The sequence below is a fragment of the Demequina activiva genome (assembly GCF_016862815.1).
In the GTDB taxonomy this organism is placed as follows: domain Bacteria; phylum Actinomycetota; class Actinomycetes; order Actinomycetales; family Demequinaceae; genus Demequina; species Demequina activiva.
The window spans coordinates 100,202-121,968 of sequence record NZ_BONR01000006.1 but is presented as its reverse complement, the minus strand read 5'-3'; the positions used below and the strand labels follow the sequence as shown (position 1 = coordinate 121,968).

Here is a 21,767-nt window from a genome sequence, read left to right as displayed (position 1 = left end):
GGCCGCACGCAAGGAAGACATGACTCCCCGCCACCACTCCGAAGACTCCACCGTCGAGGTTCCCTCGACCGATGCCGCCGCCGAGGGCGTCGAGCAGGCGCCCGTGGGCAAGGGTCGGCCCACGCCCAAGCGCAAGGAGCAGGAGGCCGCGAACAAGCGCGGCCTGGTGGTGGACATGAAGGCGGACGCCAAGGAGCGCAAGGCCAAGGACCGCGCCCGCCGCGAGGCCGAGTACAAGGCCATGCGCGAGGGCGACGAGCGCAACATGCCGGCCGAGCACCGTGGCCCCGAGCGCCGCTTCCTTCGCGACTTCGTGGATGCCCGCACGAGCATCGGCGAGTTCCTGCTGCCCATGGCGATCGTGTTCGTGGTGCTGTCGCTGTTCACCGGTCAGATCGCCGGACCGATCAGCTTCCTGCTGGTGCTCGCCTTCTATGTGATCGTGCTGGCGGCGGCCGTCGAGACCTTCATCACCGTCAAGCGCTGCAAGAAGCACTTCATCGCGAAGTTCGGCGAGGACAAGCTCCCGCGCGGCTGGACGTTCTACATCATCTCCCGCGCGCTGAACCTCCGCCGCTTCCGCACGCCGCGTGCCAAGGTCAAGCGCGGCGAGTACCCCGCCTGACCCGGCCCAGGGGCTTTCTGACCACTCGGTAGAAAACAGGCGCGGAGTCGTCGTAGGCTGGCCGCATGATCAACTATCGCTATCTCGGCAACTCCGGCCTCAAGATCACGGAGCTCACCTACGGCAACTGGCTCACTCACGCCTCCCAGGTCGCGAACGAGCAGGCCGCGGCCTGCGTGAAGGCAGCCCTCGACGTCGGCATCTCGTCCTTCGACACCGCGGACGTCTACGCGAACACCGCCGCGGAGACCGTGCTCGGGGACATCCTCAAGGGCGAGCGTCGCGAGAGCCTCGAGATCTTCACCAAGGTCTACTGGCCCACCGGCCCCAAGGGCGCGAACGACGTGGGGCTGTCCCGCAAGCACATCATGGAGTCCATCAACGGTTCCCTGACCCGCCTGCAGACCGACTACGTGGACCTCTACCAGGCGCACCGCTATGACTACGAGACGCCGCTCGAGGAGACCATGACGGCGTTCGCGGACGTGGTGCGCCAGGGCAAGGCGCTGTACATCGGTGTGTCCGAGTGGACCGCGGATCAGATCCGTGAGGGCGTGAAGCTCGCTGACCAGCTGAACATCCAGCTCATCTCCAGCCAGCCCCAGTACTCGATGCTGTGGCGCGTGATCGAGGACGAGGTGGTCCCCGCCTCCGAGGAGTCCGGCGTCAGCCAGATCGTCTGGTCCCCCGTTGCGCAGGGCGTCCTCACCGGTAAGTACAAGCCCGGCCAGGCTCCCCCGGAGGGCTCCCGCGCCACAGACGAGAAGGGCGGCGCGGACATGATCAAGCGGTTCATGAACGACGACGTCCTCACCCGTGTGCAGAAGCTCGAGCCGATCGCGCAGGAGCTCGACCTGACGATGGCGCAGCTCGCGATCGCGTGGGTGCTGCAGAACCCCAACGTGTCCGCAGCCATCATCGGTGCCTCGCGTCCCGAGCAGGTCACGGAGAACGCCAAGGCCTCCGGAGTCGAGATCCCGGCCGAGCTCATGACCCGCATCGACGAGGCTCTGGGCGACATCGTCGAGCGCGACCCGCTCAAGACCGTCGAGACCAACCCGCAGGAGCGCCCGGCCTGACGCCGCGCCCCAGACACACATCGGCCCCGGACGTCCAAGGACTTCCGGGGCCGATGCGCATCAAAGGAGAAAACAATGCGTGCACCTGGCAGGGGGCACACACTCAATGAACGGTCCGCCGCTGCGGCTTGTTCCCACGCCTCGGGCGAACGATGAGCGACGCGTCTACGGTGGACAGATGACCCTCGACTGGCCCGCAGTCATCGACCTGGTACACAGCCTCGACCTGCCCGTCGAGAGCGTGATCCTGACCGGTAGCGTCCCCTTGCTCGCGCATGGCGCGATCTCCCAGGTGGGCGACGTCGACCTGGTCGCGACCGGCTCCGCGTGGGACGCCCTGGCACAGCGCGGTCCCGAGCGCGATGGCGAGCTCGGCGATCGCGTGATCGACCTGCCGGGCGGCATCCAGGCGTTCTCCGGCTGGCACGGGCAGAGCGCCGATGCGGTGGCCGCACGGGCGTCGCAGGTCGACGGACTGTGGGTCGCCTCGATCGCGGACGTCGTGGCATACAAGCGCCGCTTGGGCCGGCCCAAGGACGTGGAGCACCTTGCGGCACTCGAGCGTTGGGCAGACGAGATGACCGACGCCGGCGCCACCATCGATCGCGATCAAGCACCGCTGCGCGACCGCGCCGACGCGGGCACCCGGCTCGCTCCGGTCGTGGCAGCCCTGGCCCCTGCCGATCCGATCGTGCTCGCGCTCCCGCGCGGCGGCGTGCCGGTCGCTGCCCCGGTGGCCCGAGCACTTGGCTGCCCCCTCGATGTGCTGGTGGTGCGCAAGCTGGGACTGCCCACCAACCCCGAGTACGCGTTCGGCGCGATCGGCGAAGGTGGCGAACCGTGGATCGATGACCGCATCGTCGCCGCCGCGGACCTCCTGCGCGAGGAGGTCGACGCCGTGGTCGAGAAGGAGAGAGCGGCGCTGGCGAGCAAGATCGCGCTCTACCGAGAGGGCCAGCCAGCCCTGTCGCTCGACGGGGCGACGGCGATCGTCGTCGACGACGGCGCCGCCACCGGATCGACGGCGCTGGCAGCCATCGCGGTCGCGCGGTCCATGGGGGCCGCGCACGTCATCGTCGCGGTGGGCGCGGCTCCCCCGGACGTGCTCGCCATGCTGAGCCGGCACGCCGACCGTGGTCTGGCCGCGATCACGCCCGAGCCCTTCCTGTCCGTGGGCCAGTGGTACGAGGACTTCACCCAGACCGCGGACGACGAGGTGCTGGCGGCGCTGCGGCAGTGAGCGCCGCGATCACGCACCCAGCGACGCGTTGAGCCTCGCGACCCACCCAGGTCCCTGGTACACGAACCCGGTGTAGGTCTGCAGCAGCGTCGCTCCAGCCTCCAGCAGGGCACGCGCGTCCCGCTCGTTCTCGATGCCGCCCACCCCGATGATCGTGACGGCATCGCCGGCGCGTGCCTTCAGACGAGCCACGACCTCGACCGCCCTCGCCCGCACCGGCGGTCCGGACAGCCCTCCCGGGCCGCGTTCGTGCGCGATGGTCGTGTTCGTGGCGATGATCCCGTCGAGCCCGAGCTCGACGGCCAGGTCCGCGACCGCATCGACGTCCGCGTCAGCGAGATCAGGCGCGATCTTCACCAGCAGCGGCACGCGCTGTGCGGTCGCGCCGTCCGCCGCCTCGCGCACGGCGGTCAGGATGGGCCGCAGCGACTCCGTCGACTGCAGGTCGCGCAGGCCCGGAGTGTTCGGGGAGCTGACGTTGACCACCAGATAGTCGGCATACGGCGCGAGGCGAGTCGCCGAGTAGGCGTAGTCGCTCGCCGCATCCTCCGCCGGCGTCGCCTTGGTCTTGCCGATGTTCACGCCCAGCACCACGCGGTGCCCGGCCGCCGTGGAGCGCAGGCGCGCGAGGCGTGCCGCGACGGCATCGGCGCCCTCGTTGTTGAACCCCATGCGGTTGCGCAGGCCGTGCACGTCCAGCTCTCGCCACGAGCGCGGGCGCTCGTTTCCCGGCTGCCCGTGCGCCGTGACGGTCCCGACCTCGACGAACGCGAAGCCTGCGGCGGACAGCCCCACGACCGCATCGGCGTTCTTGTCCATCCCCGCAGCCAGCCCCAGGCGCCCGGGGAACGTGATCCCCATCGCCTCGACGGGGGCCGGCGCTCCCCGCTGGGCACGAATGGCGCGCCCGAGCCGGAAGGCCCACGCCCCGTACCTGAAGGCGCTGACGCCGAACGCATGGGCCCTCTCGGCGTCGATCCGCACGAGCAGCTGGTCGTAGAAGAGCCTGTACACGCGACCAACGTAGCGCGGGATAGGCTCGTTTCATGACCTCACTGAACGCCACAAGCGACACTGTCAGCACCATCGACGCGGACGCCCTGATCGTGGGCTACGACGGCGATGTCACCTCCCACCCGCAACTGCCCGAGGACGTCCGCGCGGCGATCGCCTCGTCTGCGTCGGCCCTGGAGCCCTCTGGCAAGGTGGGCTCCACCGTGGTGCTCCCCGGCACGGACGTCAGCGCCACCCGCATCGTCGTGGTGGGCGTGGGCGACGGCTCGGAGGGCGACCTGCGTCTCGCAGCCGGCGCAGCATCACGAGCATGCGGCAAGCGTCCGGCGAGCGTCGTGGTGGCTCTTCCCGCCGCCGACGACGCGCACGCCTCCGCCATCGCCGAGGGCGCGCTGCTGGGCGCCTACACCTTCAACGACTACAAGTCCGACGACGCGGTCGCGGGCTATCAGGGAGCCGACTGGCACGTCGCCGGCGCGTCCGACGCCGCGATCACGCGGGCGTCGATCCTGGCCGCCGCCGTCTCCGGCACCAGGGACCTGGTCAACACTCCCCCGCTGGACATGTACCCCGCGGCGGTCGCCGAGGCCGCCCAGGCCTACGCGCAGCAGTTTCCGATCGACGTCGAGGTGTGGGACGTGCCGGAGCTCGCCGAGCAGGGCTTCGGCGGGATCCTCGGAGTCGGCATGGGCTCGTCGCGGCTCCCCCGTCTCGTCAAGGTCGAGTGGGCACCGGAGGGCGCGACGAGCTCGGTCGCGCTCGTGGGCAAGGGCATCACCTTCGACACCGGCGGCATCTCCCTCAAGCCGCCGAAGGGCATGGAGACCATGAAGTCGGACATGTCCGGCGCCGCGGCGGTCCTGCACATCGTGATCGCCGCAGCACGGGCCGAGCTGCCGGTCAAGGTCACCGGTTGGCTGTGCCTGGCGGAGAACATGCCGTCCGGCACCGCGCAGCGCCCGTCTGACGTGATTCGCATCTACGGCGGCAAGACCGTGGAGGTCCTGAACACGGACGCCGAGGGCCGACTCGTGATGGCAGACGGCCTGGTGCGCGCCATCGAGGACAACCCCGACGTGGTGCTCGACATCGCCACCCTCACCGGCGCCCAGGGAGTCGCGCTGGGCTCGCGCACGTCAGGCGTCATGGGTGCGGACGAGATCCGCGCTGAGGTCGTGGCCGCTGCGGACTCCGTCGATGAGGCCTTCTGGCCCATGCCGCTGCCCGCGCACCTGCGCGACAGCCTCGACTCGAAGGTCGCGGACCTCAAGAACATCGGCGACCCGATGGGCGGCATGCTGTCCGCAGGCGTCTTCCTGCAGGAGTTCGTGGGCGACACGCCCTGGGCGCACCTGGACATCGCGCGACCCGCGTTCAACGAGGGCTCGCCGTGGGGGTTCAACCCGTCGGGCGCGACCGGAGCGTCCGTGCGCACCATGTTCCGCTTCCTGGAGAACCGCGCCGGCCTCTAGTCGGCGACGCGTCGAAGGGCGCCTGCGGCCACCCGGCCGCGGGCGCCCTTCGCGTCTCAGCGACCCTTGCGGTGCTGCTCGTTCCACTCTCGCATCCGCGACGGGTAGCCGGAGAGGTTCACATCGAACGCCGGCACGCCCAGCTGCTTCGCGAGCTTCATGGCCGTCGCGGTGTCCGGCACCCGACGTCTGGTCCACTCCCCCGAATCCGCCACCACGACCATGGTGGTCTGGGTCACCCGGGTGGGCGGCTCCACGAATGCCTCGCAGCCCTGGCGGCTCCCCACGAACTCACGGAAATGCGCGATGGTCTCCGCCCGCGCCTCCTTGGAACCGGTGCCCGTCGCGGCCGCATCGCCGCCCTTGGAGCCGAACATGCGCGAGAAGAAGCTCATGCCCCCAGGGTAGTCATCGCCCAGGGTTCGCGTCACCGCTGACAGGTGGCAAGATGGGTGATACCGACATCCTCACAAGGAGTGCATACAGTGACCGAGTCCACCCCTCGCTCGTTTGACCTGCTCGTTCTCGGCGGAGGCTCCGGCGGATACGCCGCCGCGCTGCGCGCCGCTCAGCTCGGCCTCACCGTGGGCCTCGTCGAGGAGTCGAAGGTGGGCGGCACGTGCCTCCACAACGGCTGCATCCCCACCAAGGCGCTGCTGCACGCCGCCGAGCTCGCCGACAACGCGCGCGAAGGCTCGAAGTTCGGCGTGAACGCGACGCTCGACTCGATCGACATGACGGTCGTCAACCAGTACAAGCAGGGCGTGGTGGACCGCCTCTACAAGGGACTGCAGGGTCTGATCAAGTCGCGCAAGGTGACGGTCATCGAGGGCCACGGAACGCTCGTGGGCCCCGATGCCGTGGAGGTGCGCGGCGAGCGCTACACCGCCAAGAGCATCGTCCTCGCGACGGGCTCCTACGCGCGCTCGCTGCCGGGCCTCGAGATCGGCGGCCGGGTGATGACGTCGGACCAGGCGCTGGGCCTCGACACCGTCCCGAAGAGCGTGATCGTGCTCGGCGGCGGCGTCATCGGCGTCGAGTTCGCCTCCGTGTGGAAGTCCTTCGGCTCGGATGTCACCATCGTCGAGGCTCTCCCGCACCTCGTGCCCAACGAGGACGAGGTGCTCTCGAAGGGACTGGAGCGCGCGTTCCGTCGTCGCAAGATCGACTACAAGCTCGGCGTGCGGTTCCAGGGCGTCGAGCAGACCGACGCGGGCGTCAAGGTCTCCCTCGAGGACGGCACCGTCCTCGAGGCGGACCTGCTGCTGGTCGCCGTCGGTCGCGGTCCTCGGACGTCCGGACTGGGCTACGAGGAGCAGGGCGTGCGGGTGGACCGCGGGTTCGTGCTCACCGACGAGAACCTGCACACCGGCGTCGCGAACATCTACGCGGTGGGCGACATCGTGCCCGGCCTCCAGCTCGCACATCGCGGCTTCCAGCAGGGCATCTTCGTCGCGGAGACCATCGCGGGGCTGTCGCCCCAGAAGATCGTGGAGTCCGGCATCCCTCGCGTGACCTACTGCGAGCCCGAGGTGGCGTCCGTGGGCGTCACGGAGGCGCAGGCCAAGGAGATCCACGGCGACGATGCCGTCGAGACCCTCGAGTACAACCTGGGGGGCAACGGCAAGAGCCAGATCCTCGCCACCCAGGGCTTCATCAAGCTGGTCCGGGTGAAGGACGGCCCCGTGGTGGGCGTCCACATGCTCGGCGCTCGAGTCGGCGAGCAGATCGGCGAAGCACAGCTCATCGTGAACTGGGAGGCGCACCCCGAGGATGTGGCGCCGCTCGTGCACGCTCACCCGACGCAGAATGAGGCGATGGGCGAGGCACACCTGGCCCTGGCCGGCAAGCCCCTTCACGCCCACGACTGATATCGGAGACAATTCCCATCATGAGCAATGACGTCACACTTCCGGCCCTGGGCGAATCCGTCACCGAGGGCACCGTCACCCGCTGGCTGAAGTCCGTTGGCGACTCCGTCGAGGTCGACGAGCCCCTGCTCGAGGTCTCGACGGACAAAGTCGACACCGAGATCCCCTCGCCCGTCGCCGGCACCCTCAACGAGATCCTCGTGGACGAGGATGAGACCGTCGAGGTGGGCGCCGTCCTGGCACGCATCGGCGACGCAGGCGCGGCTCCCGCCGAGCCCTCCGCTCCGGCACAGGAGTCCGCACCTGCCGAGCCCTCCGCCCCCGCCGAGCCCTCCGCTCCGGCACAGGAGTCCGCTCCGGCACAGGCGTCCGCGCCTGCCGAGCCTTCTGCACCTGCGCAGGAGTCCGCACCCGCTGAGCCGTCGGCGCCCGCTCAGCCCTCCGCTCCTGCGGCGTCCGAGTCCGCGCCCGCGGCCTCAGGCGGCGGCAAGGAGGTGACGCTGCCCGCTCTCGGCGAGTCCGTCACCGAGGGCACCGTCACCCGCTGGCTGAAGTCCGTTGGCGACTCCGTCGAGGTCGACGAGCCACTGCTCGAGGTCTCGACGGACAAGGTCGACACCGAGATCCCCTCGCCCGTCGCCGGCACCCTCAACGAGATCCTCGTGGACGAGGATGAGACCGTCGAGGTGGGCGCCGTCCTGGCACGCATCGGCGAAGCAGGCGCCGCTCCCGCCGAGCCCTCCGCTCCGGCACAGGCGTCCGCACCCGCCGAGCCCTCCGCTCCAGCACAGGAGTCCGCTCCTGCACAGCCGGAGTCGACGGCCGACGAGCCCGCGCAGGCGGAGCCCGCGTCGAGCCCGGCAGCCGAGGCCGCTGCGCCCGCCGCCCAGGAGTCCGCACCTGCGGAGGCCTCCGCCCCCGCCGCGTCTCCGGTGGAGTCCGCGGAGCCGTCGGCCTCGTCTCCGGCCGCGCAGTCTGCCGAGCCGGCGTCGACGGGATCGGGCTACGTCACGCCCATCGTGCGCAAGCTCGCCAAGGAGCGTGGCGTCGACCTGGCGTCGATCACCGGCACGGGTGTCGGTGGCCGCATCCGCAAGGAGGACGTGCTGAGCGCGGCGGAGAAGCCGGCAGCCCCGTCGGCCCCCGCATCGGCTCCTGCCGCCGCGGCGAGCGCACCCGCACCGACCACGGAGCCCGTGGTCTCGGAGCTGCGTGGCCAGACCGTCAAGATGACCCGCATTCGCAAGGTCACCGCAGACAAGATGATGGAGTCGCTGCACGGCATGGCGCAGCTCACCTCGGTCATCGAGGTCGACTGCTCCCGCATCTGGGCGCTGCGCTCGCAGAGCAAGAACGCGTTCAAGGACAAGCACGGGGTCAACCTCTCGTTCCTGCCCTTCTTCACGAAGGCCGTGTCCGAGGCGCTCATGGAGCACGCGAACGTCAACGCGTCGGTGAGCGAGGACGGCAAGTCCATCGTCTACCACCCCGCGGTGAACCTGTCGATCGCCGTCGACACCGAGAAGGGCCTGATGCTGCCCACGATGCGCGAGGCAGATGCGAAGTCGCTGCCCGAGCAGGCGCTGGCCATCGCGGACCTCGCCGAGCGCGCCCGCTCGGGTGGCCTGAAGGCCGACGAGATCTCCGGTGGCACGTTCTCCGTGACCAACACCGGATCTGTCGGGACGCTCTTCGACACCCCCGTCGTGCCCGCTCCTCAGGCCGGCATCCTCGCCACATGCGCGATCGTCAAGCGTCCCGTGGTCGTCAAGGGCCCCGATGGCGAGGACGTGATCTCGATCCGCCCCATGTGCTACCTGCCGCTCAGCTACGACCACCGCCTCATCGACGGTGCGGACGCTGCTCGCTTCCTGCAGTCGGTGAAGAAGCGCATCGAGGAGGGGGCGTTCGAGGCCGACTTGGGCCTCTGACGCCGCACGCATGCGCGTCGTGATCGCCGGCTCGTCCGGACTCATCGGAACGGCTCTCAAGGAGTCGCTGCGAGCCGACGGTCACGACGCCATCGCGCTGGTGCGCCGGGAGGCGCGCGGAGCGCACGAGAGCGCCTGGGACCCGTCGAAGGGCGAGGTCGACCACCAGGTGCTGGCTGACGCTGACGTCGTGGTGAACCTCGCGGGCGCCTCGATCGGCAGCCGTCGCCTGACGGACTCCTACGCCCAGGTGGTGCTGCAGTCGCGCCTGGACTCGACGGGCACCCTCGCACGAGCCCTGGCCGACGTGTCGCACACCGGAGTTCTCCTCCAAGGTTCCGCCATGGGGTACTACGGCGATCGCGGTGAGGAGCGCCTGTCCGAACGCTCGGAACCCGGCACCTCCTTGCTCGCGCACATCGTCACCCAGTGGGAGGCGGCCGCACAGCCCGCCGTCGACGCCGGGGTGCGGACCGCGTTCATTCGCACCGGACTCGTGCTCGCCCCGCACGGCGGCTTCGCCGAGCGGCTGCTGCCGCTCGTCACGCGAGGACTGCTGCGCTCGCTGGGCTCGGGCGATGCCTGGCATTCGTGGATCACGCTGCACGACCACATCCGGGCGTTGCGATTCCTGGTCGACACCGACCACCACGGCGCCGTGAACGTCGTCGCACCGTCCCCCGCGCGCGACGCCCACCTCATCCGAGCGTTCAGCGAGGCCGCCGGCAAGCATCCGGGGCTGCCCGTGCCGGCATGGGCTCTGCGCATCGTCGAGGGCCCTGCGGTCGAGGACCTGCTCTCCAGCCAGCATGCGACTCCCGGCGTGCTGAAGCGGTGGGGCTTCACCTGGGACCACCCAGAGATCGAAGCCGCCGCCGCGAGCGTCATCCGCGTTCACTGACGGAGCTCAGCACCCAGCCGTCCTCCCAGCGGAGCTCCATCGTCACGCTCTGCGCATACCCTTCTCGCTCGACGGCCGTGCCGCGATCGACCACGCGGTGGTCGCTCACCTCGTAGTCGACGCTCGCGGTGGCATGGGTGTCGGTGGCCTCGACCACCGTGGCCTCCAGGGCGGTCAGCTCGAGCCCCTCGAAGCGCAGGGCGCGTGCCTCGAGCTGGTGCGCCAGGTCCGACAGCTGATCGGCCACGGCTCCCTCCGCGGAGATCTCCCGCAGCGCGGCAGGATCGCCGGTCGCGAGAGCCTCGAAGCGCGCCTGCGTCATCGAGAGGGCGGTGCCCACCGCATCGGGCCGCTCGCCTGAGACGCTCGCGCTCTCCGTCCGCTCCCCCCTGGCGCTCACGCTCACCGGCCGTTCGCTGCGGCCATCCGTGGCGACGGACGTCGAGCCCGCCGTCGGATCCGGGAGTGCCGCGTCGACCGCCCGCGGGACCGCGACCACGATTCCCACGGCGCACGCAGCGACCACCACCCCAGCGGCCCCTCGCAGCACCCATCGGCGCACGCGCCAGGGTCGCCCCTGAGCGATCCGTTCCGTCTGCTCGCGCACCCTCGCGCGCGTCGACGCCACCACATCCTCGGACACCGGCAGGGCCACCGGGCCCGCGGGACCGCAGCGGCGCAGTGCGCGGACGGCCACCTGGGCTGGCGGGCGGCGCGACGGGTCTCTCACCAGCATGGGGGCGGTCCAGGCCTCGATCCTGGTGGACGCGTCCTCTGTGGCGCACCAGCGCAGCAGCATGCCCAGCGCGTAGATGTCCCCAGGCGCGGTCGCGCCCTCGCGCCGCTCGGGGGCGCGGAAGCCGGGCGTTCCGGACTCATGTTCGAGCATGGCGCTCATGGTGTCCACGAGCATCACCCCGTCTCCCGTGAGCAGCACGTTCGCAGGAGCGACGTCGCCGTGCACGAGCCCCGAGCCGTGCATCGCCTCGAGCGCCTCGCCAATCTTCGCCCCGAGCCATACGCACTCCTCGAGCGCAAGCGGGCGACGGCGGCTCGCGAGCTCGGCCAGATCGATCGCGTCGATGCGAGGCACGGCGACCACGACCTCGCCGTCTGCGCCTGCGTGGACGCTGGACGCCGTCAGGACGGCGGGATGAGCGAGCTGGGCGAGTGCGCCGGCACGGGACTGCGCTCGTGCGAGAACGTCGTCGCCGCGCCCAAGCGAGCGCAGCAGCGTGCGGCGGGTCGGCTCAGTCTCGCGGGCGCTGGTCATGCATCCACGATGCCGCGCGTGGCGGCACCGCGGACGTTATCCACAGGATCAGCGCGGGATGCGTCTGGTCCAGGGCCACCACACGGGACGCTCGATGTCCGCCACGAGCCCGGGCACCAGCAGCGAGCGCACCACGAAGGTGTCGACCAGGACGCCGAGGCCGACGATGACCGCGATCTGCGCGAGGAAGATGAGCGGGATCACTCCCAGCGCGGCGAAGGTGGCGGCGAGGACGATGCCCGCAGAGGTGATCACGCCTCCGGTGACGGCGAGGGCGCGGCGCACTCCTGGCCGCGTCCCGTGCTGCAACGACTCCTCGCGCGCGCGCGACATCAGGAAGATGGAGTAGTCCACGCCCAGAGCCACGAGGAACACGAAGCCCAGCAGCGGCACGGCGGGGTCGGACCCCGGGAAGTCGAACACGTGGTTGAACAGGATCGCGGACAGGCCGATGGTCGCCGCATACGACAGCACGTTCGCGAGCACGATCAGGGCGGGAGCGACGATCGCCCGCAGCAGCATCACCAGCACCACGAAGATCACGGCGAGGATCGTGGGGATGATGATCATCGTGTCACGCTGCGTGGTGATCCGGGTGTCGAGCTGCTCAGCGGCAGATCCGCCCACCAGCACCGCCTCGTCGACGGGATGCACGGCGTCGCGCACGTCCTGGACGATGTCAGAGGCCTCTGCGGAGCTCGAGGACACCTGGGTCACCGCGACCACCTCGACCATGCCGTCCACGACGATGGGGTCCTCCGGACCGGCGACGCCGGGAGGCGCGCCCTGAGCGACGGACGGCGTCAGGATGTACGCCTGCTCGACTCCGTCGACGCCGCTCGCGGCGTCGACCACCGCATCGGCCTGATCCTGCGGAGCGATGATGCGGATGGGTGACGTCGCGCCCGCGGCGAAGTGGTCCTCGAGCACGGCGGTGCCCTGGACCGAGTCCGTCTCGCGGGTGAACACGTCCTGCTCGCCCAGGCCGCCCGCCTTGAACGTGGGCAGGAACGCGGCGAAGGCCACCAGGCCCAGAGCGGCGAGAATCCACGTGCGGCGCGGCCGCGCGTCGACGCCGCGGGCCACCCTCGGCCAGAAGCCAGAGCCAGCGGACGGGTCCGCCGCGGCGGCCCCGGCCTCGGCGGAGTAGCGCGGCATCGCAGGCCAGAACACTCCCCTGGCGTGCTTGCCGCCGATCAGCAGCAGCGCAGGCAGCAGCGTCAGCGCGGCCACCAGCGCGGCCGCGATTCCCAAGGCGCCGGCAGGGCCGAGCGCGGCGTTCGACTTCAGGTCGCTCAGCAGCAGCACCAGCAGGCCCAGGATGACCGTGCCCGCCGATGCGGCGATGGGCTCGAGGGAGCGTCGCCACGCGCGCCAGAGGGCGGAGTACGGGGACTCGATCCGCAGCAGCTCCTCGCGATAGCGGGCGACGAGCAGCAGCGCATAGTCGGTCGTGGCACCTACCACCAGGATGAACATGATGCCCTGGGACTGGCCGTTGAGGGTGATCACGTCCGCATCGGCGAGCGCGAACACCGCCAGGATGGCGCCCGTGAGCGCGATCAGAGACGTGGAGAGCACCAGGAACGGCAGCACGGGGCTGCGGTAGACGACCAGGAGGATCACCAGCACCACGGCGAGCGCGACCACCAGCAGGATGCCATCGATGCCAGCGAAGGCCGCCAGCAGGTCCGCGAGGACGCCGAGCGCGCCGGTGAGGTGGCCATCCAGCTCGGAGTCGAGCTCCGCCCACTCGGCCCTGATGGTCTCCGCGACCAGCTGGCCCAGCGACTCCTCGCCCACGGTCTCCTCGATCACCGACGGATCGATGTTGAAGGCCACCAGCGCGGCCTCGCCATCCTCCGAGGGCACCACCTGAGGCATGGACTCGGATGCGGGCGGCGACAGCACGTCGCCCACGGTCCTGCCCTGGGTGTCGCCCTCGATCGGCACGCTCACCACGGCAGCGACGAACTCCTCGACAGTCGCGATGTCCTCGGGTCCGGAGATGCCATCGACCACGAAGATGCCGGGGACGGCCTGCACGGGAACGAACTGCGCGTGCAGCTCGGCTGCCTGGGTCGACTCCGCGGACTCGGGCAGGAACGCCGCAGCGTCGTTCTCCTGGACGTCGGAGAGCTTGCCGAACGTCTGCCCGCCCGCACCCCCGATCGCGAGCCAGCCGACGATGACGAGAACGACGAGGATGGGCCGGAGCCACGCGCGAGAGGACATGTTCATATCGTGCCTCAACGCGGGGAATTCGACCGCATTCCCACCGGTTAGCCTGGAGACCTATGGACATCATCGACCTCGACCTCGGGACGCGTGCCGTGCCGTATCACGAGGCATGGGATCTGCAGCGCGCCGTCCACGCCGATCGCGTGGCTGGCGCACGCGCGGACACGGTGATCGTGGTCGAGCACGAGGACGTCTACACCGCGGGACGGCGCACCGCAGCGTGGGATCGACCCGTCGATGGCACGCCTGTGGTCGACGTCGACCGCGGCGGCCGCATCACGTGGCACGGTCCCGGCCAGCTCGTGGGGTACCCGATCGTGCGCCTGCGCGAGCCGGTCGACGTGGTCAAGTACGTGCGGGCGCTCGAGCAGGCGTTCATCGACCTGTGCGCCTCCTACGGCCTGGACACCCTGCGGGTCGAGGATCGCTCCGGCGTCTGGCTCCCTGCGACGGACGTCCGGCGCGAGCGCAAGATCTGCGCGATCGGAGTGCGCGTCGCCAAGGGCGTGACCATGCACGGCTTCGCATTCAACTGCAACCCCGCGCTCGCCGAGTTCGACCGCATCGTGCCGTGCGGGATCGCCGATGCGGACGTCACCTCGCTGTCGCAGGAGCTGGGTCGCGACGTCGCCATCGCGGACGTCGTGCCCGCAGCCCTGGGATTCCTGGAAAGCGCCCTGACGGACGTACGCTGGGAGACGGCGCAGCCCACAGGCAGCGCCACGCCTGTCCCCGATCACCCCAAGGAGACCGTGTGACCATCGCACCCGAGGGACGCCGGATGCTGCGCGTCGAGGCTCGCAATGCGGAGACCCCGATCGAGCGCAAGCCCGAGTGGATCCGCACCAAGGCCACCATGGGCCCCGAGTACAACGAGCTCAAGGGCCTGGTGAAGTCCGGCGGCCTCCACACCGTGTGCGAGGAGGCGGGCTGTCCCAACATCTTCGAGTGCTGGGAGGACCGCGAGGCGACGTTCCTCATCGGCGGCGCCCAGTGCACCCGCCGGTGCGACTTCTGCCAGATCGACACCGGCAAGCCCTCCCCCCTGGACCGCATGGAGCCCACCAAGGTGGCACAGTCGGTCCAGCAGATGGGCCTGAAGTACTCGACGGTCACCGGAGTCGCGCGAGACGACCTCGCCGACGGCGGTGCCTGGCTCTACGCGGAGACGGTGCGCAAGATCCACGAGCTGAACCCCGGCACGGGCGTCGAGCTGCTGATCCCCGACTTCAACGCAGAGCCCGCGCAGCTCGCCGAGGTCTTCTCCTCGCGGCCCGAGGTGCTCGCTCACAACGTCGAGACCGTGCCGCGCATCTTCAAGCGCATCCGCCCGGCGTTCCGGTACGAGCGTTCGCTGCAGGTCATCACTGAGGCTCAGAAGGACGGCCTGGTCACCAAGTCGAACATCATCCTGGGAATGGGCGAGACGTTCGATGAGGCCGTGCAGGCGCTTCAGGATCTGCACGACGCCGGCTGCGACCTCATCACGATCACCCAGTACCTGCGTCCCAGCCCGCGCCACCACCCGGTCGAGCGCTGGGTCAAGCCGGAGGAGTTCGTCGAGCTCTCCGACGCCGCCGAGGAGATGGGCTTCCTGGGAGTCATGTCCGGGCCGCTGGTCCGCTCGAGCTACCGCGCGGGCCGGCTCTGGGGCCAGGCGATGACCCGCAAGGGCCGTGCCATCCCGGAGGCGTTGGCGCACCTGGGCGAGCCCATGGAGGCACGCCAGGAGGCATCGACCCTGCTCTCGCGAGCAGCCCGCCCGTCCTGCTGAGTCACCTCCCCTCCCTCCAGAATTTGGCACCACTTTCATCGCCCAAGGGCGTTGATGAGGAAGAAGTCTCCACCGCATCGGCGCCAATGCAGCCGATGCTCGCCGCACCGTCCGTGGGCGCGTCTCGCTTCGACCCAGTCCCGGCTACCCGACAGGCGCCTGTGCGTCCGATGCTTCGGCCGCGATACCGCTCACCGCAGCGGAGCGTTCTTCATCGTTTCGTACCTTGAGCGATGAAAATGGTGCCAAATTCTGGGGAGGGGAACAGGGTGACCTGAGCGACTACACTGGGCGCCATCATGGCTAAGGAACCCGAGAAGAAGCCCCGCTGGTACAAGCTGATCGCGCAGGCCTACCAGGCCGCCGCGCCGCACGACAGGTGGCTACTGCCGCTGATCATCATCATCCCGGTGGCGATCATCGCGCTGTCCGTGGTGATCGGACTGCTGTTCGACAACACGATCGTGCTCGTGTACGTGATCATCTTCGGTGTGCTGGCCGCGGCTCTCGCGGGCCTGTTCACCCTGACGCGCCGCTTCGAGAAGGTGATGTTCCAGCGCATGGAGGGGCAGATCGGCGCCTCGCTGTCGATCGCACAGAACATGCGCGGCAGCTACCAGTTCGCGGACGACCCCATCTCGGTGGACCCGCGCGGGAAGTCGATCGTGTTCCGTGGCGTCGGCAAGGGCGGCGTGGTGCTCATCGCCGAGGGCGGCAACGCAGCCACCAAGCAGGTCGCCGCCGCCACGCGACGCATCAACAAGCTCGTGCCGGGCGTGCCGGTGCACACCATCTACGTGGGCACTCATGCCGATGAGGTCCCGCTCAGCAAGCTCACCAAGGCGGTCAAGGGCCCCAAGAAGGTGCTGTCCAAGAGTGAGCGGGCCGCGGTGACGGCCCGCCTGGATGCCATCGGCGGGCAAAGGCTGCCGGTCCCGAAGGGCGTTGACCCCATGCGCGCTCGCCCCGACCGCAAGGCGATGCGCGGACGCTGAGCCGTCCCGGGCTCAGCCCGGAAGCGAAAGGCCGATGCGCGCTCCCCTGACACGGACGCGCACCTGACGCATGTCCGCGACCCGCGGCAGAGCGCGCGTGAGCGCGGAGTCATTGCCTCCCACCACGACCACGGTGCAGCCGGCCGCGCGTCCGGCCTCGATGCCGGCGTCGGTGTCCTCGAACACGACGCAGTCACGGGGGTCGACACCCAGCTCTCGCGCTGCGCGGGAGAATCCCTCGGGATGAGGCTTGCCGTGCTCGACGTCGTCGGCGCCGATCACGATGCTCGGAGCCTCGATCCCCACCGCTTGGAGGCGGGCGCGGGCCGGAGCGTGCATCGCGGAGGTCACGAGCGCCCAGCGACCGTGCGGTAGCGCCCGCGTGAAGGAGCGCGCCCCCGGGATCTCGACCACGCCGTCGAAGCGGGTGGCCTCCATCTCGTGTATGCGTTCCTGCCAGTGGGCACGGCCGTCGGAGTCGTCCACGTAGCGGGCGATGGTCGCGCGCGAGGGCCGGCCGTGCGCGAAGTGGCGCACCTCCGCGGCGTCCAGCCCGTGGGCATCCGCGAACTCGTTCCACATGACGTCGACCAGCGCATTCGAGTCGACCAGCGTGCCGTCCATGTCGCACAGCACGCCTGCCACGTCGAGGTCAGGCATCGCCACCTCCTCGCGTGCTGACGATGCGGGTCTGCGCTGCACGGTCGTGAAGCCCTCGGCCGTCCGGATCCCACACCACCGCGGGGATCACGAGCAGCAGCAGGACGGTGCGCGCGAGCGCCTTGGCCACGCCAACGTACGGAGCGCCGTCGATGCGCACCACCCGAACGCCGACGACGCGGTGTCCCACCGTGGTGCCGATGGTCGCCACGAGGATCAGGTGCTGAAGCGCCCAGATGCCGAGCGTGGCGAACTGATCACCGGAGAGCAGCACGCGCTCGATACCCGTGGTCACGACCGCGGCGGCCGATGCGGAGGTGAAGAACGCGGAGGAGATCAGCAGGCACAGCACCCAGTCGATGACGATGCCGAGCAGCCGCCTTCCGACGAGCGCGCTGGGGCGCGGGGAGGGGGCTTCGGACACCTGACCATGGTAGGCGCGGTGGGCTAGGCTCGACGACGACGCCGTGACAGCGCCGATGCTGACGCGCGCTCCCAGGTGGTAGGAAACAGTTTTGTAACACGCCATGAACCTGGGGGAAACGGCCTACCCCTAGGGTGGGCCTTGCTAGCCCGAGCACACCTGACATTGCAAGGAGCAAACGGATGTTCAAGACTGCCGAAGAGGCGATCGCTTTTGTGAAGGACGAGGCCGTCGAGTACATCGACATTCGCTTCTGTGACCTTCCGGGTTCGATGCAGCACGTCAATGTCCCCGCAGCCCAGTTCGAGACCGTCCTCGAGGATGGCGCGGCATTCGACGGATCCTCGATCCGTGGCTTCCAGGCCATCAACGAGTCGGACATGAAGCTCATCGCGGACCTTCAGACCGCCTACGTCGACCCCTTCCGCAAGGCGAAGACGCTGGTCGTCAACTTCTCGGTGGTGGACCCGTTCACCGACGAGCCCTACTCCCGTGACCCGCGCAACGTCGCGATGAAGGCGCAGGAGTACCTGAAGTCCACCGGCATCGGCGACACCGCGTTCTTCGCCCCCGAGGCCGAGTTCTTCATCTTCGACTCCGTGCGCTTCGACACCAACCAGCACGAGGGCTACTACCACATCGAGTCCTCCGAGGGCTGGTGGAACACCGGCAAGGAGACCGAGCTCGACGGCTCCCCCAACCTGGGCTACAAGACCCGTTACAAGGGCGGCTACTTCCCCGTCTCCCCCGGCGACCAGATGGCGGACATCCGCGACGAGATCTGCACCGTCCTGGGCGAGGTCGGCCTCGAGCTCGAGCGCGCGCACCACGAGGTGGGCACCGCCGGCCAGCAGGAGATCAACTACCGCTTCAACACGCTGCTCCACGCTGCGGACGACATCATGAAGTTCAAGTACGTCGTCAAGAACGTCGCGTGGAAGAACGGCAAGACTGCGACCTTCATGCCCAAGCCGCTGTTCGGCGACAACGGCTCCGGCATGCACGTGCACCAGTCGGTCTGGAAGGACGGCGAGCCGCTGTTCTACGACGAGTCCGGCTACGGCGGCCTCTCCGACGTCGCCCGTTGGTACATCGGCGGCATCCTCAAGCACGCCCCCTCGCTGCTGGCGTTCACCAACCCCACGGTGAACTCCTACCACCGTCTGGTGCCGGGCTACGAGGCTCCCGTCAACCTGGTGTACTCGGCGCGCAACCGCTCCGCTGCGGTCCGCATCCCGATCACGGGCTCGAACCCCAAGGCCAAGCGCATCGAGTTCCGCGCGCCTGACTCGTCGGGCAACCCGTACCTCGCGTTCGCGGCACTGCTGATGGCGGGCCTGGACGGAATCAAGAACAAGATCGAGCCGCCGGCGCCGATCGACAAGGACCTGTACGAGCTGCCCCCGGAGGAGCACGCACAGATCCCGACGGTCCCCGACTCGCTCCCCGCGGTGCTCAACGCCCTCGAGGCGGACCACGCGTTCCTCACTGAGGGCGGCGTGTTCACCGAGGACCTCATCGAGGAGTGGATCGACTTCAAGCGCACCAACGAGATCGACCCGCTGCGCTTCCGTCCGCACCCCCACGAGTTCGAGCTCTACTACGACGTCTGAGTCGTAGCGCACACGGCACGAAGGCCCGCCACCCCGACAGGGGCGGCGGGCCTTCGTCGTCCATGGGCGCCGGTGCGCGGTCAGTCGTCCCAGCCGCTACGGCCCGGGCGCTGGTCGCCCTTGCCGTGGCCCTTGTCGCCCCAGTGCTTGCCGTGGCCCTTGCCGTGGCCCCTGTCAGGCACCACGCCGTTGACGTCCTCGGTGCTGCGCGCGTACGTGAGCAACGAGTAGGCGATGGCGTCGATGTTGGTGTCGAACGCCTCGAGGTTCAGGTTGCTGAGGTCGTCGCACGCCGAGTGGTAGCACGGGTCGTACGCCTCGCCCGCGGTGCCGCCGTACAGCGCGGCCTCCTCCTCGGTCTTGATGCCCTCGGCCCCCGTGAACAGGCCACCAGCGGGAATGCCCACGTCGATGAACCCGGCGTAGTCGGAGCGTCCTGAGAACTCCGTGCCCTGCGAGGGCTCGCCGGCACGCTCGAAGAACTCCTCGAACGTCGCCTCGATCGCGTCGGAGCCCTCGGGCCCGGCGAGGCCGAAGTCGGAGCCGTCGCCGTCATAGATTCCGAAGATGTGGTTGGGCGAGGCGACCATGTCGAAGTTGAGGTAGAGGGCGATGTCCTCGATCTCCTCGTCGCTGAGCGCCTCCGTGTACTCGTACGAGCCGATCAGACCCGACTCCTCCGCACCCCACCACGCGAAGCGCAGCTTGTTCTCGCCGCGCACCTTGGCCATGGCCTGGGCCACCTCGAGGATCGCGGCGGAACCGGAGCCGTTGTCGTTGATGCCTGAGCCCTCCGCGACGGAGTCGAGATGCGCTCCCGCCATCACGACGTTGTCGTCATCGCCCCAGCGGGACTCGGCGATCACATTGGAGGTCTCGCGGGTCTCGACCTGGGCATCGACCGCGAGGCGCACCTGGGCGCCCTCGGCCTGCGCGAGCTCCGCACCGATCTCGTAGGACGCCCCCACCACAGGAATCGTCACTCCGGGTCCGCCGAGCGTGCCGAGGAGGTTCTCTGCCCGACCCTCCTGGCCCTCGTTGAAGATCACGGCGCCCACGGCGCCCGCGGCCTCGGCGTTGGCTGCCTTGTCTCCGAACGCGCAGGTCCCGCGTTGCAGCAAGGCGATGCTGCCTGCGGTGAAGTCCGCGAAGTCCTCAGGCTCGCACCCAGAGGTCGAGGTGTTCGCCTCGGCGCCCGGGGGCACCACCACGTCGACGGCCTCGACGGCGGCGGTCACGTCGCCGGAACCCGAGTACTCCATGGTGCTGAAGCCCGGCTCGGCGTCAGTCGCGTAGGTCGTGGGGACCGGAGCGATCTGCTCAAGCACCGGCTCCGACAGCTCCTCGAACAGCTCGAACGAGAACGGCTCGATGGACACCCGATAGCCGGCCTTGCGCATCACTGCGGCGACGTACTCGGCCGACGCGTCGTATCCACTGGTTCCCGAGGCGCGCGAGCCGCCGTTGGCGTCCGCGATCTCCTGGAAGGCCTCGAGGTGCTCCATCGCTCCGTCTGCGTCGACGCAGTCGAGAAGCTTGTCGATCGAGCCGTTGGTGCGCCGTTCGCACGGGTCGTAGCCGCCGTGATGCGGCCCTGCTGCAGCGCTGGGCGCCGTGAGTGCGATCGCCGCACACGCAAGCGTGGCCGCGCCGATGGACTTCTTCAGCATGCTCTCTCCCTGTCTTGGGTGGTGGCCCCGCACGCTCGAAGGCGGCAGCGACCTCTGGCAACTCCCAGTCTGATTTGTCGCATATGAGAGTTTCTGAGAGGCACCGTGTGGCGCATGCTGCGCGCGGTGCGCACAGCGCTCGGAGCAGCCGTGAGCGTGGGCTCAGCCGCGGCGGTCGGTCTGCTCGCCTCCGTTGGCCTGCGCGCGGCGAGCGAACCGGGCGATGCGAGCTCGGGCATCGGCCGTCTCCACCGCAGTCCCGATGGACCGCGCCTCATCCGCGAGCTGCTCCGCAAGAGACCGTTCGGGGGACGCGCGGACCAGGCGCTTCGCGTGCCCGTACGCCGCGGTCGCGCCGTCCAGCCATGACCATGCCACGGCCTGCGCACGCTCGCGCACCGCATCGGCGATCTGCTCGTGTCCGTCGCCGTCGACGACCTCGGCGACGAGTCCCCACTCGAGCGCCTCCGACGCGGTCAGCATGCGATCGCTCAGCAGCAGCTGCAGCGCACGACGCTCCCCCACCGCGCGCGACAGCTGGGCGGTCACGGACAGATCCGGCGTCAGGCCCACCTGCGCGTAGCGGCTGCCGATCACGGAGTCTGCACCCACCACGGCGTAGTCCGAGCACAGCAGCAGCCCCAGCCCACCGCCAGCGGTGGTCCCATGCGCCGCGGCCACCACCGGGACAGCGCTGGTGACGAGTGCGACGATGCCCTCGTTGAGGATCTGCGCGAGCGCCGTGACCTCCGCGGCGCGGGGCGAGCTCGCCATCGCGTGCACGTCGCCGCCGGCGCAGAATGCCGGCCCGGCCGCGTCGATCAGCACAGCGCCGATGTCGTCACGCCTCGCGATCTCCCGCGTGGCGTCCGCCCACGCGCCTGCCATCGCAGCGTCGATCGCATTGAGGCGGTCGGGGCGGTTCAGCGTGAGGTGCGCCAGACCATCGGACACGCGGAACAGCACAGGTGCAGACAAGGGTCC

Annotated in this window: 19 protein-coding genes; 11 read left to right on the top strand and 8 right to left on the bottom strand. The window is 69.6% G+C overall.

What is annotated here, in order from left to right:
- Positions 1 to 19: 19 nt before the first annotated feature.
- From Dac01nite_RS11750 to Dac01nite_RS12140, 3 genes are all read left to right on the top strand, one after another.
- Positions 20 to 625 carry a DUF3043 domain-containing protein gene (locus tag Dac01nite_RS11750; protein WP_203657213.1) on the top strand — a complete coding sequence of 202 codons (606 nt, stop codon included), beginning with the start codon at positions 20 to 22 and terminating at the stop codon, positions 623 to 625.
- 65 nt (positions 626 to 690) lie between these two features.
- Complete coding sequence (locus tag Dac01nite_RS11745) at positions 691 to 1,704, top strand: aldo/keto reductase family protein (RefSeq protein ID WP_203657211.1); 1,014 nt, start codon at positions 691 to 693, stop codon at positions 1,702 to 1,704.
- A 178-nt stretch (positions 1,705 to 1,882) separates the two neighbouring features.
- Positions 1,883 to 2,944 (top strand): phosphoribosyltransferase, encoded by a 1,062-nt coding sequence (locus Dac01nite_RS12140; protein ID WP_239066645.1) that lies wholly within the window; start codon positions 1,883 to 1,885, stop codon positions 2,942 to 2,944.
- A 9-nt stretch (positions 2,945 to 2,953) separates the two neighbouring features.
- Here the strand turns inward: Dac01nite_RS12140 and Dac01nite_RS11735 are convergent, their stop codons facing one another.
- Positions 2,954 to 3,958: a quinone-dependent dihydroorotate dehydrogenase gene (locus Dac01nite_RS11735; RefSeq protein WP_203657209.1), complete on the bottom strand. Its 1,005-nt coding sequence runs from the start codon at positions 3,956 to 3,958 to the stop codon at positions 2,954 to 2,956.
- 32 nt (positions 3,959 to 3,990) lie between these two features.
- On the opposite strand from Dac01nite_RS11735, the gene Dac01nite_RS11730 reads away from it, so the two are divergent.
- The gene (locus tag Dac01nite_RS11730) at positions 3,991 to 5,430 is read left to right on the top strand and encodes a leucyl aminopeptidase (protein ID WP_203657207.1); all 1,440 of its coding nucleotides are present in this window, start codon (positions 3,991 to 3,993) and stop codon (positions 5,428 to 5,430) included.
- Between the two features lie 56 nt (positions 5,431 to 5,486).
- Here Dac01nite_RS11730 and Dac01nite_RS11725 read toward each other — a convergent pair whose 3' ends face one another.
- Positions 5,487 to 5,825, bottom strand: a complete 339-nt coding sequence (locus Dac01nite_RS11725; protein ID WP_239066644.1) for an oxidoreductase — start codon at positions 5,823 to 5,825, stop codon at positions 5,487 to 5,489.
- 90 nt (positions 5,826 to 5,915) lie between these two features.
- Between Dac01nite_RS11725 and lpdA the strand changes: the two genes are divergently transcribed.
- Genes lpdA through Dac01nite_RS11710 form a run of 3 tightly spaced genes read left to right on the top strand, consistent with a single transcriptional unit; the run spans position 5,916 to position 10,133 of the window.
- Positions 5,916 to 7,301, top strand: coding sequence for a dihydrolipoyl dehydrogenase (gene lpdA / locus Dac01nite_RS11720; protein ID WP_203657205.1), 1,386 nt, complete (start codon positions 5,916 to 5,918; stop codon positions 7,299 to 7,301).
- 20 nt (positions 7,302 to 7,321) lie between these two features.
- Complete coding sequence (sucB, locus tag Dac01nite_RS11715; protein WP_203657203.1) at positions 7,322 to 9,232, top strand: 2-oxoglutarate dehydrogenase, E2 component, dihydrolipoamide succinyltransferase; 1,911 nt, start codon at positions 7,322 to 7,324, stop codon at positions 9,230 to 9,232.
- Between the two features lie 10 nt (positions 9,233 to 9,242).
- Positions 9,243 to 10,133 (top strand): TIGR01777 family oxidoreductase, encoded by an 891-nt coding sequence (locus Dac01nite_RS11710; protein WP_203657201.1) that lies wholly within the window; start codon positions 9,243 to 9,245, stop codon positions 10,131 to 10,133.
- Here Dac01nite_RS11710 and Dac01nite_RS11705 read toward each other — a convergent pair.
- Entirely contained in the window at positions 10,117 to 11,406 is a 1,290-nt protein-coding gene (locus Dac01nite_RS11705; protein ID WP_203657200.1) for a protein kinase domain-containing protein, read from the bottom strand. The two genes, Dac01nite_RS11710 and Dac01nite_RS11705, sit on opposite strands and share 17 nt — an antisense overlap.
- 48 nt (positions 11,407 to 11,454) lie before the next feature.
- Positions 11,455 to 13,641, bottom strand: coding sequence for an MMPL family transporter (locus tag Dac01nite_RS11700; protein WP_239066643.1), 2,187 nt, complete (start codon positions 13,639 to 13,641; stop codon positions 11,455 to 11,457).
- A 62-nt stretch (positions 13,642 to 13,703) separates the two neighbouring features.
- Between Dac01nite_RS11700 and lipB the strand changes: the two genes are divergently transcribed.
- The 3 genes from lipB (at position 13,704) to Dac01nite_RS11685 (ending at position 16,416) form a co-directional block, all read left to right on the top strand.
- Positions 13,704 to 14,405 carry a lipoyl(octanoyl) transferase LipB gene (gene lipB, locus Dac01nite_RS11695; protein ID WP_203657198.1) on the top strand — a complete coding sequence of 234 codons (702 nt, stop codon included), beginning with the start codon at positions 13,704 to 13,706 and terminating at the stop codon, positions 14,403 to 14,405.
- Positions 14,402 to 15,421 (top strand): lipoyl synthase, encoded by a 1,020-nt coding sequence (gene lipA, locus Dac01nite_RS11690; RefSeq protein WP_203657197.1) that lies wholly within the window; start codon positions 14,402 to 14,404, stop codon positions 15,419 to 15,421. The genes lipB and lipA overlap by 4 nt, the downstream gene beginning before the upstream one ends.
- A gap of 299 nt (positions 15,422 to 15,720) precedes the next feature.
- Positions 15,721 to 16,416, top strand: a complete 696-nt coding sequence (locus Dac01nite_RS11685) for a DUF4191 family protein (RefSeq protein ID WP_203657194.1) — start codon at positions 15,721 to 15,723, stop codon at positions 16,414 to 16,416.
- Positions 16,417 to 16,428: 12 nt separating this feature from the next.
- Here the strand turns inward: Dac01nite_RS11685 and Dac01nite_RS11680 are convergent, their stop codons facing one another.
- Together Dac01nite_RS11680 and Dac01nite_RS11675 are read right to left on the bottom strand one after the other, a co-directional pair.
- Positions 16,429 to 17,076 (bottom strand): HAD-IA family hydrolase, encoded by a 648-nt coding sequence (locus Dac01nite_RS11680; protein WP_203657193.1) that lies wholly within the window; start codon positions 17,074 to 17,076, stop codon positions 16,429 to 16,431.
- Positions 17,069 to 17,500 carry an RDD family protein gene (locus tag Dac01nite_RS11675; protein ID WP_239066642.1) on the bottom strand — a complete coding sequence of 144 codons (432 nt, stop codon included), beginning with the start codon at positions 17,498 to 17,500 and terminating at the stop codon, positions 17,069 to 17,071. Before Dac01nite_RS11675 ends, Dac01nite_RS11680 begins: the two co-directional genes overlap by 8 nt.
- 182 nt (positions 17,501 to 17,682) lie before the next feature.
- On the opposite strand from Dac01nite_RS11675, the gene glnA reads away from it, so the two are divergent.
- On the top strand, positions 17,683 to 19,113 hold the full coding sequence (gene glnA / locus Dac01nite_RS11670; protein ID WP_203657189.1) for a type I glutamate--ammonia ligase: 1,431 nt from the start codon (positions 17,683 to 17,685) through the stop codon (positions 19,111 to 19,113).
- Between the two features lie 80 nt (positions 19,114 to 19,193).
- Here glnA and Dac01nite_RS11665 read toward each other — a convergent pair whose 3' ends face one another.
- Complete coding sequence (locus Dac01nite_RS11665; RefSeq protein WP_239066641.1) at positions 19,194 to 20,783, bottom strand: M28 family metallopeptidase; 1,590 nt, start codon at positions 20,781 to 20,783, stop codon at positions 19,194 to 19,196.
- Between the two features lie 162 nt (positions 20,784 to 20,945).
- Positions 20,946 to 21,761 carry an enoyl-CoA hydratase/isomerase family protein gene (locus Dac01nite_RS11660; RefSeq protein ID WP_203657186.1) on the bottom strand — a complete coding sequence of 272 codons (816 nt, stop codon included), beginning with the start codon at positions 21,759 to 21,761 and terminating at the stop codon, positions 20,946 to 20,948.
- Positions 21,762 to 21,767: the final 6 nt, after the last annotated feature.